This is a genomic window from Mesorhizobium sp. M0514 (genome assembly GCF_040321145.1).
Taxonomy (GTDB): Bacteria; Pseudomonadota; Alphaproteobacteria; order Rhizobiales; family Rhizobiaceae; genus Mesorhizobium.
Genome location: NZ_JAMYQZ010000127.1, coordinates 1 through 12,536, shown reverse-complemented (window position 1 = coordinate 12,536; position 12,536 = coordinate 1). Strand labels below are relative to the sequence as shown.

Annotated in this window: 14 protein-coding genes and 1 pseudogene; 3 read left to right on the top strand and 12 right to left on the bottom strand. The window is 64.0% G+C overall.

All coding sequences use genetic code 11. The annotated features are described in order from the left end of the window. Positions 1-35: 35 nt before the first annotated feature. From NKI61_RS30440 to NKI61_RS30410, 7 genes are all read right to left on the bottom strand, one after another. Entirely contained in the window at positions 36-617 is a 582-nt protein-coding gene (locus NKI61_RS30440; protein ID WP_023690990.1) for an NAD(P)H-dependent oxidoreductase, read from the bottom strand. After that, on the bottom strand, positions 617-1,198 hold the full coding sequence (locus NKI61_RS30435) for an NAD(P)H-dependent oxidoreductase (protein WP_352842071.1): 582 nt from the start codon (positions 1,196-1,198) through the stop codon (positions 617-619). Before NKI61_RS30435 ends, NKI61_RS30440 begins: the two co-directional genes overlap by 1 nt. Positions 1,199-1,484: 286 nt before the next feature. Beyond that, positions 1,485-2,888, bottom strand: coding sequence for an FAD-binding oxidoreductase (locus NKI61_RS30430; RefSeq protein WP_352842073.1), 1,404 nt, complete (start codon positions 2,886-2,888; stop codon positions 1,485-1,487). Next, on the bottom strand, positions 2,888-4,189 hold the full coding sequence (locus NKI61_RS30425) for a cytosine deaminase (protein ID WP_352842070.1): 1,302 nt from the start codon (positions 4,187-4,189) through the stop codon (positions 2,888-2,890). The genes NKI61_RS30430 and NKI61_RS30425 overlap by 1 nt, the downstream gene beginning before the upstream one ends. 198 nt (positions 4,190-4,387) lie before the next feature. Continuing rightward, on the bottom strand, positions 4,388-5,239 hold the full coding sequence (locus NKI61_RS30420; protein ID WP_023670772.1) for an ABC transporter permease: 852 nt from the start codon (positions 5,237-5,239) through the stop codon (positions 4,388-4,390). Further along, positions 5,226-6,050, bottom strand: coding sequence for an ABC transporter ATP-binding protein (locus NKI61_RS30415; RefSeq protein ID WP_352462786.1), 825 nt, complete (start codon positions 6,048-6,050; stop codon positions 5,226-5,228). The genes NKI61_RS30420 and NKI61_RS30415 overlap by 14 nt, the downstream gene beginning before the upstream one ends. Before the next feature lie 2 nt (positions 6,051-6,052). Beyond that, a complete protein-coding gene (locus tag NKI61_RS30410; RefSeq protein WP_352842069.1) occupies positions 6,053-7,057 on the bottom strand; it encodes an ABC transporter substrate-binding protein in 1,005 nt (334 codons plus the stop codon). Positions 7,058-7,312: 255 nt separating this feature from the next. On the opposite strand from NKI61_RS30410, the pseudogene NKI61_RS30405 reads away from it, so the two are divergent. Both NKI61_RS30405 and NKI61_RS30400 read left to right on the top strand, forming a co-directional pair. After that, a pseudogene (locus tag NKI61_RS30405) lies at positions 7,313-7,696 on the top strand (RidA family protein). Between the two features lie 53 nt (positions 7,697-7,749). Then, complete coding sequence (locus NKI61_RS30400) at positions 7,750-8,553, top strand: creatininase family protein (RefSeq protein ID WP_352842068.1); 804 nt, start codon at positions 7,750-7,752, stop codon at positions 8,551-8,553. A gap of 9 nt (positions 8,554-8,562) precedes the next feature. Here NKI61_RS30400 and NKI61_RS30395 read toward each other — a convergent pair whose 3' ends face one another. Beyond that, complete coding sequence (locus NKI61_RS30395) at positions 8,563-9,072, bottom strand: tyrosine phosphatase family protein (protein WP_352842067.1); 510 nt, start codon at positions 9,070-9,072, stop codon at positions 8,563-8,565. After that, positions 9,069-10,124: a threonine-phosphate decarboxylase CobD gene (gene cobD / locus NKI61_RS30390; protein WP_352842072.1), complete on the bottom strand. Its 1,056-nt coding sequence runs from the start codon at positions 10,122-10,124 to the stop codon at positions 9,069-9,071. Before cobD ends, NKI61_RS30395 begins: the two co-directional genes overlap by 4 nt. Here cobD and cbiB point away from each other — a divergent pair. After that, positions 10,123-11,112 carry an adenosylcobinamide-phosphate synthase CbiB gene (gene cbiB, locus NKI61_RS30385; RefSeq protein WP_352842066.1) on the top strand — a complete coding sequence of 330 codons (990 nt, stop codon included), beginning with the start codon at positions 10,123-10,125 and terminating at the stop codon, positions 11,110-11,112. The genes cobD and cbiB overlap by 2 nt on opposite strands. A gap of 14 nt (positions 11,113-11,126) precedes the next feature. On the opposite strand, the gene NKI61_RS30380 is transcribed toward cbiB, so the two are convergent. From NKI61_RS30380 to cobU, 3 genes are all read right to left on the bottom strand, one after another. Then, positions 11,127-11,441: a hypothetical protein gene (locus NKI61_RS30380; RefSeq protein ID WP_023670780.1), complete on the bottom strand. Its 315-nt coding sequence runs from the start codon at positions 11,439-11,441 to the stop codon at positions 11,127-11,129. A 24-nt stretch (positions 11,442-11,465) separates the two neighbouring features. Next, positions 11,466-12,080: a cob(I)yrinic acid a,c-diamide adenosyltransferase gene (cobO, locus tag NKI61_RS30375; RefSeq protein WP_023685228.1), complete on the bottom strand. Its 615-nt coding sequence runs from the start codon at positions 12,078-12,080 to the stop codon at positions 11,466-11,468. Next, on the bottom strand, positions 12,080-12,536 hold a 457-nt coding region (gene cobU / locus NKI61_RS30370), incomplete at its 5' end, for a bifunctional adenosylcobinamide kinase/adenosylcobinamide-phosphate guanylyltransferase (protein WP_352842065.1). The genes cobU and cobO, both read right to left, overlap by 1 nt.

Sequence of the window (12,536 nt, the reverse complement as noted above, 5' to 3'; positions counted from 1 at the left end):
CTTCACCCTCCCCTCAAGGGGGAGGGTGAAGAAGCTCAAAACCGCTCCAGCTTCGCCCGCACTTTCACCAGAAACGCCGCCCTCGTCCTTGGCGTCGAGGCGTCCATCAGGTAGTGCGCCAGGAAAAACGTCCGGCAGCGGCGGGCGCACAGCGCGCGCATACCGCGCAGCAAGGTCTTGCGGCCGGGCTGGCCGACGACGACGCTCCACCAGGTCGGCGCGCCGCAGGTGGTGATGACGCCGACCCTGGTGACATGTGTCATCAGCGACGTGATGCGCCCCTTGCCCAGCTTGAAGGCGACATCGGTCGCCCAGACCCGGTCGAGCCAGCCCTTCAGCATGGCCGGCAGCCCGTACCACCAGGTCGGATAGATGAACAGGATCGCCTCAGCCCAGGCGAGATGCTCGAAATGCGGTTTTAGGGCCGGATCCTCCGGCGCCCGCTCATTGTAGGCGCGTCGCTCTTCGCAGCCCATCACCGGATCGAATTTCTCCGCATAGAGGTCGAGCAGCCGCACCTCCCAGCCGCGTGCCTTCAGCACATCGACTGCGGCATCTCTGATGGCGGCGCAAAAGCTTTCGGGCACCGGATGGCAATAGACCACCAGCACGCGCATCAGAATTCATCCATCCCGGCCGCGACCTTGGCCATGAAGGCTGCCCGCGTCTCGTCGGTCGACAGGTTCATCGAATAATGAGCGAGGTAGGACACCGAGGCGCCGGGCCTGATCGTCGCGCGCAGCATCCGCTTGACCAGCCGGCGCGGCGGATCGCCCATCAGCATGGCGCGGAAGCGGCTGCCGCCATAGGTGGTGACGGCGGTCAGCTTGCGGATATTTTGGAGCGAAGGCTGCGCCTTGCCGTCGACCAATTTGAACGACACGCCGGGCAGAAACACGCGGTCGAAAAAGCCTTTCAGGATGGCCGGAAAGCCGTAGTTCCAGACGGGATATGACAGCACCAGCGCCTCAGCCCGCAGCAAGCGCTCGACATAGGGCGCGGCCGGGTCCGCAGGGCTGCGTTGGTTATGATAATCCAGCCTCTCCCCGCGCGTCAGCCTGGGGTCGAAATCCTCTGCATAGAGATCGCAATCGTCGACCTCATGGCCGGCGGCCGTCAGCCGCTCGACGATCGTGCGGTGCAGGCTGGCATTGAAGCTGGTCTCCACCGGGTGTGCGTAAAGGACGAGGACTTTCATGGGAAGGCATTGCCGGGGTCGGCGCGAGGCACCCCCCTCTGCCCTGCCGGGCATCTCCCCCTCAAGGGGGGAGATCGGACTGCCGCATCGCTTTCACTAATTGTCAGCGGGTCAGATTGGCTGCGGCGTTCAGGCTGCCAATCTCCCCCCTTGCGGGGGGTGAGAAGTGGTCGGCGAAGCCGATGGGAAGCCAATTGCTTGGCTTTCCAAACGACGAACGCCCGAAGCGGCAGCGTAGGGCCTGTGCCGGCAGGACAGAGGGGGGTGCTCAAGCTCAAACCTCTGCTCATTCTGCTTTCTGCAAACCCTTGAACAAAAAAGTCCGGCCCGAGCGATAGTCGTAATCCGGATTTTCCCAGGCGATCATCTTGCCGGGATTGAGCAGGCCTTGCGGATCGGTCTCGCGCTTGAAGGCGAGCTGGATTTCATCCGTCTGCTTCATGCCGCCCTCTTCCAGCGTGTAGCGGTGCGGGTTGAAGATCGGGCAGCCATTCTCCTCATGCAGCCGGATGATTTCGTTGAGCCGCGCCTCGGTGGTGAATTTCACCAGCGGCAGGCCGAAGCAGGTGATGTTGCCGTCGAGGCGCACGAATTCGAGATGCGAAAAGACCTCGTTCGGAAACATCGCGTCCATCTTCTCCACCAGCGCCAGCTGGTTGGGAAACGGATAGAGCGATTGCAGATAGGTGATCGCGGGATCGACCCGCAGTGCCCTGAGCGTGGTGTGGTTCCACGCCAGTTCGAAGCCCGGCGGCAGGCCCTTTTTCTCTTCGTCCGTTGCCGTCGCCGCAGTGAAGATGACTTCGCCGCCGGCGCGGCGGGTGAAGGCGAGGAACGCGTCTAGCCCATGCCGGGCAACCATGACGACGCAGATGCTTTGCCCGTCCCGGAAGAACTTCTGGTGGCGCTTGAAATAGAGCTGCGGCACGGGCGCGGCGATCGGCGTGATCAGCTTGGTCAGGATGCCGTCCTGGCGTGCCAGCGCATTGCCGTAGCGGGCTGCCGGCATGAAAGCGTCGAAGCCGACGATCACGTCGATCCATTCATAGGCTGCAGTCAGCGGCATCTCGACCTCGGTGATGATGCCGTTGGTGCCATAGGCGTGGGTGACCTTGTGCAGGTCCTCGCCGGTGAGTTCGAGCGCCTTCGGCTCCGCCTCCATAGTGACGACGCGCAGGCGCAGCACATTGCCGAAATCACGCAGACCGCCGAAATTGATCGAGCCAACGCCGCCCGAGCCGCCGGCGATGAAGCCGCCGATCGAGGCGGTGTTGTAGGTCGACGGCGACAGCCGCAGTTCCTGCCCGGAATGCGCGCGCGTCGCTCTGTCGATGTCGGCGAGGATCGCGCCCGGCCCGGTGACGACGCGGCCCGGCGCTATGGCCTTGATCTCGTTCATCTCGGCAAGGTTCAAAACCACGCCGCCCGACAGCGGCATCGCCTGGCCGTAATTACCGGTGCCGCTGCCGCGCGGCGTCACCGGAACGCCATGACGGTGGCAAGCGGCAAGCACGCGGATCAGTTCGGCCTCGTTCCTGGGCGTCACGATCAGGTCGCCGGTGACGTGGTCGAGCTGCTGCTTCAGCACCGGGCTGTACCAGTAGAAGTCGCGGCTCTTCTGCTGGACGATGGCCGGATTGTCGTCGAGCTTTATCCCGTCGAGATCGCGTTTGAGCGCCGAAACATCCATCATTCCACCATCAGTCCGTCGAGCTCGGCGTAATCGGGCAATTGTCTGTCGATCGCTCGTCCCGCGCGCACGACGATGCGATCCGATTCGGGCCGCGAGAGCAATTCCGTCCAGCTCCGCCCTTTGAAGACGATGAAATCGGCGCTGCCACCGGCTGCCAGTGTCCCGACACCGTCGAGCCGCATCACCTTGGCCGGCGTCGCCGCCACCGTCTGCGGCCAGTCGCCGACCGGATGGTCGAAATGCAGGATGCGCGTCGCCATGCGGTAGACCTCCAGCATGTCGAGATCGCCATAGGCATAGAAAGGATCGCGGGTGTTGTCGGAGGCGACCGCGACCGCAATGCCCCTCGCCTTCATCTCGTGCAGCAAGGTCACGCCGCGCCAGCGTGGCGTGGTCTGGTCGGCGCGCCGGTCCTGCAGATAGAGATTGCACATCGGCAGCGACACCACGGCAAGTTTGGCCTTGGCGACCTTGTCCAGCGTGTCGAGCACGTCGAGGTCCGGCTGGCGCGCCAGCGAGCAGCAATGTCCCACCAGGATGTTGCCCTCAAAACCGTTCCAGAGTGCGGCCTCGGCAATCTTCTTCAGCGAGATCGCCGCGATATCGTCGGTCTCGTCGGCGTGGAAATCGAGATCGAGCCCGTGCTTGTTCGCCTCGGCGAACACCTTGTCGAGAAGCTCTTCGAGATCCGGCACCATATAGGTGACGACGCCGAGCACGCCCTTGGCCGCAGCCACACGCTTGGCCAGCCTCTCGAACCACTCTCTGTCGCGCACGCCTTCGATGCCGAGCAGGCAGGCTGCCTGCAATTCGATGCGGCCGCGCCATTTCTCCCGCATCGCCTCGAACACCGGCCAGGAGATTTCCTCCTGTGGCGGCACGCTGTCGAGATGAGTGCGCAAGGCCTTGGTGCCGTGCGCGTAGGCCGAGCGCAAAGAGAAATCCATGCGCCGCGCCACGTCCTCGGCGCTCCAGCGCGCTGCACGGTCGGCGCTGGTGGCATTGAGCGCGCCCATGAAACTGCCGTCGGGATTGGGTTTGCGCGGCCAGATCTGGCCCTTGTCGATATGGGTGTGGCAGTCGACGAAGCACGGCAGGATGATGCGGCCGGCAAGGTCGATGGCGGTGGCTGGCGCTTTTGATTTCTTGTGCGCGGCGATGCTGGAGAGCTTACCGTCGGCGACGGCGATGTCGGCCAGCGCGAAACCGTCGGTGTCGTAAGTGGGGGCAAGACCTGATGTCAGCGACCGGTGAAGGCGGACGTTGGTGAGATGGTACGAGCCAGAGGTCGGTATCAAGGACCGCCCCCCTCTGCCCTGCCGGGCATCTCCCCCTCAAGGGGGGAGATTGGCAGCTTTTCCGACAGCACCCGTCTTCCAACGTCGATAATTGGCGAAATCCCGGATGACGTCCAATCTCCCCCCTTGAGGGGGAGATGGCCGGCAGGCCAGAGGGGGGTGTTTCGCGCCAGCATCTCAATCACGTCACCCAACCCCCTACCGCTCCTGCTTCAGCGCGCTCTCGTGCCAGCGGCGCAGGATGAGATGCGACACCAGCGACAGCACCAGGAAGATCAATATGCCGGTGAGCGAGATCAGGATCAGCGCCGCGAACAGCCTTGGCGCGTTGAGGCGGTAGCCGGCCTCGATGATGCGCGACGCCAGCCCCGACGACTGCCCCTGCGCGCCGGCGACGAACTCGGCCACCACGGCGCCGATCAGCGACAGGCCGCCGGCTATCTTCAAGCCTCCTAGAAAATACGGCATGGCCGCCGGCAGTCTGAGATAGCGCAATTGCTGCCAGCGCGTCGCGCCGTTGAGCTTGAACATGTCGCGCAGATTGCGGTCGACCGAATTGAGGCCGAGCGTGGTGTTGGACAGGATCGGGAAGAACGCAACGATCCAGGCGCAAAGCAAAAGCTTCACCGTCTGGTTGTCCACATAGATGTTGATGAGCGGGAAGACCGCCACGATCGGCGTTACCTGCAGCACGATGGCGAAGGGAAAGAACGACATCTCCACCCATTTCGATTGCGCAAACAGCACCGCCAGTCCGACGCCGCCGACGACCGCGAGCAGCAGGCTGAGAAAGGTTATGCGCAACGTGACCAGCAGCGCGGAGAACAGGAGCCCGGCATCGCTATAGAGCGTCCACAGCACCACGCCGGGGCGCGGCAGAATATATTGCGGGATCGCGTTCCACACGCAAATGCGGTCCCACAGCCAGATCGCCAGGATCATGATCGCCAAAGGCAAGACCCACCGGCCGATCCGCTCCAGCCGCTCCTGGCGTACGCGGCCGGCCTCTTCCGCGTCGAGCGTTGCGGCATTCTGATCAATGGCCGTCATGGTGCGGTCCGGCTGATGTGTTGATGGCGTTGACCAGGATGTCCGAGGCCTGGCGGCAGAGCGCGGCATAGTCGGGCGAGGTGCGAAACACCTCGTCGCGTGGATAGGCGGCATCGATTGCCAACTCGGCATGGACGCGGCCCGGCCGCGCCGCCATGACGACGACGCGGTTGGACAGGAACACGCTTTCGAAGACGCTGTGGGTGACGAAGACGACGGTGAAGCGCTCGTCCTGCCACAGCTCCAGAAGATCGTTGTTGAGCTTGAAGCGGGTGATCTCGTCGAGTGCGGCGAACGGCTCGTCCATCAACAGAATGCGCGGCTTCGTCACCATGGCGCGTGCGATCGAGACGCGCATCTTCATCCCGCCGGAAAGCTCGCGCGGCACGGCGTTTTCGAAACCGGTCAGGTGCACCCGCTCCAGCATCTCCGTCACCGCCGGCGCCGCCTTGGCGCGCGACGCGCCTTTCAGCCTGAGCGGCAGCCAGACATTGTCGAAGACATTGGCCCAGGGCAGCAGCGTCGGTTCCTGGAAGACGAAGCCGATATTGGCGCGGTCGATCGAACCGCCCCAGTCGAGTTGACCGGATGTCGGCGTCGACAGGCCCGCGATCAGCCTCAACGCCGTCGACTTGCCGCAGCCGGACGGCCCGAGCAGGCTGACAAAATCGCCCTCGCGGATGGCGAGATCGACGTCGCTCAATGCAGTCACGCCATTGGAAAACACCTTGCCGACATGGCGCAGCGTCAGCAGCATCGGGCCTTCACCCGATGCCGTCATGGGCGCCTGCGCCATCTTTTCCAGCTTCACGACTACTTCTTCAGCTCGATCCCGACACCTTTGTTGATGAAGGCCAGCGTGTAGGCCTTCTTGATATCGATGCCCTCGGGCGTGACCTTGGCGTTGACCATCTTGTCATAGAAGCTCTTGATCCGGTCTTCGTTCATGGCACCGATGCCGAGCTTTTCGGTGTCGCCGGAATCGGCCAGGCCGAACTTCTTCATCTGCTCGATCGAGAAGGCAATCTGCTCGTCGCTCATGTCGGGGTTGTCTTTCTTGATCATCTCGTTGGCGGCCTTGTTGTCGCCGTAGAGGTAGTTGTACCAGCCCTTGGCCGAGCCATCGACGAAGCACTGGACCACCTCCGGCCGCTTGTCGATCGTGTCCTGCATCACCTCGATCGTCGTCGAATAGGTGTCCCAGCCATAGTCGGCGAGCAGGAACTGGTTGGGCACGAAGCCGCCTTCCTTCTTGACCGCAAAAGGCTCCGAGGTGACGTAACCCTGCTGGATCGACTTCTTGTTGGCCAGGAATGGAGCGGTGTTGTAGGTGTAGGGCACGCGCTTGGCGGCATCGAAACCGAGTTCGATGACCATCCACTGGAAGAAGGTCTGGACGCCCTCGTCGCCGAGAATGTACTGGTCGGCGTTCTTCAAATCCTCCCACTTGTCCAGCCCCTGCCCCGGGTGGGACATGATGACTTGAGGGTCCTTCTGGAAATCGGCGGCCACGACGCGCATCGGGATGCCCTGCTGGACGGCGTCGAAGGCCGACAGCAGATTGCCGCCCATGTAGAAATCGAGCTTGCCGGCCAGCAGCAGCGGCCGCCCGCTGACCTGCGGACCTCCCTGCGAAATCGTCACGTCGAGGCCACATGCAGCGTAGGTGCCGTCGGCGACGGCCTGGTAGTAGCCGCCATGCTCGGGCTCGGCCAGCCAGTTGGTGCCGAAGGTGACCTTCTCGTTTGCTGCCGCGCCGAACGTGCCGGCTCCAAGCAGCGCGACCGCAAGCGCTGAAATCTTCTGTTTTCCGTACATCGACACCACCCTTTGTTGGCTCCGGAGCGTCACGCGCCGGGCTCGACACCATTGATCCAAGAAGCAAGACACATGCCACCGCCCGGGCCGCCTGCTTGCGCGGCAGTCACTGCCAACACCGGACGGGTCATGCTGTGCGGGAGGCATCGTGCCTATTTTTTGGACGCCTGTCCACAATCGCCCTTGTGCCATGCACCACATCTTGAACGTACTATCGGTCACGTCTTAGGCTGCTCTCGCAGACAGGAGATTGCCATGTTCAGATACCTCGCGCCGAAGTCGATCAAGCCGCCTTTCGCCCGCTACAGCCACGGCGTCGAGGTGCCGCCAGGCAAGCGGCTGGTTCTGTGCTCCGGTCAGGTCGCCATCACGGCGGACGACGAGATCCCCGAGGATGCCGGCGCGCAGGCCGAGCTCTGCTTTCAAAACATAGCGGCGATTCTGGCTGAAGCCGGGCTGGGGCTAGGCGACATCGTGCGCATCAACGCCTACGTCACCGACCGCGCCTTTCTGCGGCCCTAAATGGACGTCCGCGACCGCTTGTTTGCCAGCCCCGCGCCCGCCTCGACGCTGATGATCGTGTCAGGCTTTGCGCGGCCGGAGTTCAAGGTCGAGGTCGAGGCGATTGCGGCTGGGTGATCGACAGGCGACGTTTGGCGCGCTAGGTCTCCCTCACAGTCAAGAGGCATGACATGACCGTTGCAAACAGACGCGTTTGGTGGGGCGACTACCGGACCACCGAATACGCCGCGATCGATCCGGAGGCGACGATTGCCGTGCTGCCGGTGGCGGCGATCGAGCAGCACGGCCCGCATCTGCCTGTATCAACCGATACCTCGATCATGAACGGCATGCTGGAGACGGTCATCGCCCGCCTGCCCGACGACCTCGACATCCGCGTCCTGCCGGTCCAAGCGGTCGGCAAGTCGAACGAGCATCTGCAGGCGCCGGGCACGCTCACCCTGCCGGCGACCACCCTGGTCGATGCCTGGACCGAGCTTGGCCTGTCCGTTGCCCGCGCAGGCGTAAAGAAACTGATCGTCGTCAACTCGCATGGCGGCAATGAAGAGATCATGGGCATCGTCACGCGCGAGCTGCGCGTGCGTGAGAGGATGCTGGCGGTGAAGACCAGCTGGCAGCGCTTCGGCCGCCCCGCCGGCATGTACACCGAGCTGGAAGACCGCCATGGCATCCATGGCGGCGACGTCGAGACCTCGCTGATGCTGCATTTTCGCCCGGAGTTAGTCGACATGGCCAAGGCCGACAATTTCGCCTCCAAGGTCGCCCGCGCCGAAACCGAATTTGCGCTGCTGCGCCACACCGGAACGCACGCTTTCGCCTGGATCGCTGGGGATCTCAACCCCAACGGCGTGGTCGGCGATGCCAGCATTGCCACGGCCGAGAAAGGCCGACTGACGGCGGAGCATCAGGCCGACGGCTTCATCACCCTGTTGAAGGATGTGCGCAAGGCGAAGCTTGCCGACTGGCTGGCATAGCGGGCCGCCTTAGCCGTCGATCTTCAACACGAAAGGCGTACCCTCAAAAGCATCGGCGCCGCGTCCGATCGCCTCGATCGCTTCGATCATGCGGCCTTGTCGTGAGAGAAGAGCATCCGCGACGGCGATCAACCGTGGATTGGGTGTCGCCGAGGGCGAAAGCGTCCGCAATGTCTGCGCAAGTTCGACTTCGTCGCGCTTCGGGGCGAGCGCCGCCGCAATGATATAGGCCGAGGCGGTCGAGCGGCTGATGCCGGCATAGCAATGGACGACCATGGGTTTGGCGCGGTCCCATTTCCGGGCGAAATCGAGCAGATTGCGCACATGGCCTTCGCCGGGCATGGTCATGCCGTCCTGCGCCACCGCGATGTCGTGCATGACCAGATGCAGGTGGTTTTCCCTCGCGATTGAGGCCGGCCGCGTCACCTCGGTGCCGGCAGCGAGCAGCGACAGCACGCGCTCGGCGCCGCTTTTGGCCACCGTCTCCTCAAGCTTTGCCAGCGAACAGATATGGATCATGGCGCGATCTCCTTCGACCCATCGTCGCGCCGTGCGTGCCAGTCGGCAAGCGCCGATTCGAGCCGCTGCCATTCCTCCTGACGTCCAGGCAGCCCCGCGCGGAGCACCTGGGGACGCTCGGAAAAATGCCTGAGCAATATGCCGCGCTCACCGAGCGTCGAAAACAGCCCCGGTGCATCGGCAAGCCGGAGATAGCGAAACAGCGTCGTGCCGCCGGCGACAGCAACGCCAAAGCGCGAAAGCAGCGCATCGAGCCGCGCCGCATCCTGCGCCAGCCGCCGCCGCATGTCGGCCTGCCAGCCGCTGTCGGCAAGCGCGCGGATGCCGTATTCGAGCGCTGGGCCGGCGACCGCCCAAGGGCCGAATTGCGTTTCAAGCCTTTCGACCGTCACCGCATCGGAAAGTGCGAAGCCGAGCCGCAGGCCGGCGAGACCGAAGAATTTGCCAAACGAGCGCAGCACGACGATGCCGCCCCGCCCGACATCGCCGGCCAGGCTTTCCGCGTGCGGGCCGACATCCATGAAGGCTTCGTCGACGACCAGCAGACCGCGTATGGCGCGCAATGTCTCGGCAAGCCGAAGCAGCCTTTCCCGCGACACGACTCGCCCGTCGGGATTGTTGGGATTGACGACGATGGCAATTTCGGCTCCGGCAAGCGCCTCGAAATCGTCGACCTCCGCCACCGCATGGCCGGCAATCGCGGCGGCCCTGGCATGCTCGGCATAGGTCGGCCCGAGCACCAGCGCCTTGCCGGGGCTGACCAGCGAGGCGACGCGCGGCAGCAGGATCTGCGTGCCCGGGGCGACCACCACATTCTCGGCCGAAGGCGCGCCATAGGCGCCGGCCGCGACCCTGGCCAGCTCACGCAGGCGCGCGGCCTCCGGCAATCGTGACAGGGCGGTGGCGGGCAGCTCGAAAAGCGGGTAGGAGTGCGGATTGATACCTGTCGAGAGATCGACGAAAGGTTGTGGCGCGTGAGGGAAGAGCGCCCTCGCCCGGCCAAGGGATCCACCGTGATCCACCACAGTAATCGCTCCATCAGAAAGCTTCATGTCGATCCTGATCGCTTTCCTGTCGCTGGCCATCGAACGCATCCTGGGTTACCCGGACTGGCTGTTCCGTGCCGTCGGCCATCCCGTCACCTGGTTCGGCAGGCTGATAGCCTTTCTCGACCTCAGGCTCAACCGCGACACTGATTCCGACGCGCTGCGTCGCCGCCGCGGCGTGCAGGCGCTGCTGGTGATCGTGCTGGTGCCGGCGGCAATCGCCTTCATCGTGCAAATCCTGCTCTGGCAGCTCTTTCCTGCCGGCATGATCATCACGGCAATCCTGGCCTCGTCGCTGCTGTCGCAAAAGAGCCTTACCGAACATGTCGAGGCGGTGGCCGATTCGCTGGATACCGGCGGGCTGGCGCTCGGCCGCATTGCGGTTGCGCGCATCGTCGGCCGCGATCCAGAGAAGCTCGACCATGCCGGCGTCAGCCGCGCCGCCATCGAAAGCCTGGCCGAGAATTTCTCCGACGGCATCGTTGCGCCCGCCTTCTGGACAGGTGTCTGCGGTCTGGCCGGCGGCGTCGCCTACAAGGCCGCCAACACCGCCGATTCGATGATCGGCCACCGCACCCCGCACCACGAGGCCTTCGGCCGCGCGGCGGCACTCTTCGACGACTGGATCAACCTGCCGGCGTCCCGGCTGACCGCGTTGCTGATCGTTGCCGCCGCCTTTCTCGTTGACGGCGCCGATCCCCGCAACGCCTGGCAAGCAGTGCGGCGCGACGCCAAAAAGCACCGCTCGCCCAATGCCGGCTGGCCGGAAGCGGCAATGGCCGGCGCACTCGGCCTGGCGCTCGCCGGCCCGCGCAGCTATGGCGGCGTCATCGTCGAGGACGCCTATATGGGCGAAGGCGGCCGCCGCGAGGCCGACAGCACCGACATCCGGCGGGCGCTGAAACTTCACCAGATAGCAGACTATCTGCTGATCGCGCTGTTTGGATTGCTCTCCGCGGTCGTCATCTACCTGGATGTTTTGATCTCGCAGTAGATGCGCCGCCTGACTCACCAAGAGACACGGACTTCCTTGGCGTTTGAATCCACCGCCGCGCCAAATCTTTTGATCGCGTAACCGCCGGCGGCCACTGCCGAGGATTTCAGCACAGGCTCAATCACAAGGAAAAGCTTCTCGGCGTCTGGCCCGTACAGATAGAGGGTGCATTTGCCCTCGCCAAACTCGTCGCCATCAAATTCGCCGACATGCGCATTCGAAACAGCTTGTTCCAACCGATCCTCCAGAACTTGGACCGATTGCCGCTCTTCCGGCGCCCCGAACTGACCGCCGCTCAGAAGAAGATAGACAATTACCGCTTGTTCCAACGGTCATCTCCCGAAGTTAGACCCTCAAAACTCGATTCCCTGCTGCGCCTTAACGCCTGCGGAAAAATGGTGTTTGGTCACGCCCATCTCGGTGACGAGGTCGGCCGCCTCGACCAGCGCCGGCTTGGCATTGCGGCCGGTTACGACGACATGCAGGCCTTCGCGCCGCGCCTTCAGCGCCGCGACCACCTTGTCGAGATCGAGATAGTCGTAGCGCAGCGCAATGTTGAGCTCATCGAGGACGACAAGGCTGACAGAGGGGTCGGCGATCAGCTCCAGCGCCTTGGCCCAGGCGGCTTCGGCCGCCGCAATGTCGCGCTTCAGATCCTGCGTCTCCCAGGTGAAACCCTCGCCCATCGTGTGCCAGACGACACGGTCGCCGAACGCCGCGAAGGCGTCCTTTTCGCCGGTGTGCCATTTGCCCTTGATGAACTGGACGACGCCGACGCGCTTGCCATAGCCGAGCATGCGCAGCGCCAGCCCGAAGGCGGCCGTGGTCTTGCCCTTGCCGGGTCCGGTGTTGACGATCAGCAGCCCCTTCTCGACCGTCTTTTCCGCGACCTCGGCGTCCTGCACCGCCTTGCGTTTGGCCATCTTGGCGCGGTGGCGTTCTTCGTCTTTTGCGTCGATATCGGTCATCATTTCACCTTGAGCGGCAGCCCCGCCACCATCAGTAGCACCGTATCGGCAACCGCCGCGACCTGCTGGTTGAGACGGCCGGCGGCATCACGAAACCGGCGTGCGAGCGCATTGTCGGGCACGATGCCTTGCCCGACTTCGTTCGAGACAACGAGCCAGGGCCCGCGCGGCCGCGACAGCATGTCGGCTAGCCGCCGGCATTCCGCCTCGAGATCATGGTCGGAAAGCATATGATTGGTCAGCCACAGCGTCAGGCAATCGACGAGCACCGGCTGGTTGTCGGGCAAGGCTTCGAGCGCTCCGACAAGATCGAGCGGCGCGTCGATGGTCGCCCAGCCTTCGCCGCGCCGCGAGCGATGCAGCGCGATGCGCTCGCGCATCTCATCGTCATAGGCTTCGGCGGTGGCGATATAGGCCCATGGCGGCGGCAACGCCGTCGCCAGGGTTTCGGCATGC

Excerpts from the sequence above, each read along its gene's own strand:
- NKI61_RS30435 (WP_352842071.1), bottom strand. The coding sequence starts at position 1,198 with ATGAAAGTCCTCGTCCTTTACGCACACCCGGTGGAGACCAGCTTCAAT.
- NKI61_RS30410 (WP_352842069.1), bottom strand. The coding sequence starts at position 7,057 with ATGTACGGAAAACAGAAGATTTCAGCGCTTGCGGTCGCGCTGCTTGGA.
- cobD (WP_352842072.1), bottom strand. The coding sequence starts at position 10,124 with ATGAAGCTTTCTGATGGAGCGATTACTGTGGTGGATCACGGTGGATCC.
- cobO (WP_023685228.1), bottom strand. The coding sequence starts at position 12,080 with ATGACCGATATCGACGCAAAAGACGAAGAACGCCACCGCGCCAAGATG.
- NKI61_RS30440 (WP_023690990.1), bottom strand. The coding sequence starts at position 617 with ATGCGCGTGCTGGTGGTCTATTGCCATCCGGTGCCCGAAAGCTTTTGC.
- cbiB (WP_352842066.1), top strand. The coding sequence starts at position 10,123 with ATGTCGATCCTGATCGCTTTCCTGTCGCTGGCCATCGAACGCATCCTG.
- NKI61_RS30430 (WP_352842073.1), bottom strand. The coding sequence starts at position 2,888 with ATGGATGTTTCGGCGCTCAAACGCGATCTCGACGGGATAAAGCTCGAC.
- NKI61_RS30395 (WP_352842067.1), bottom strand. The coding sequence starts at position 9,072 with ATGATCCATATCTGTTCGCTGGCAAAGCTTGAGGAGACGGTGGCCAAA.
- NKI61_RS30420 (WP_023670772.1), bottom strand. The coding sequence starts at position 5,239 with ATGACGGCCATTGATCAGAATGCCGCAACGCTCGACGCGGAAGAGGCC.
- NKI61_RS30400 (WP_352842068.1), top strand. The coding sequence starts at position 7,750 with ATGACCGTTGCAAACAGACGCGTTTGGTGGGGCGACTACCGGACCACC.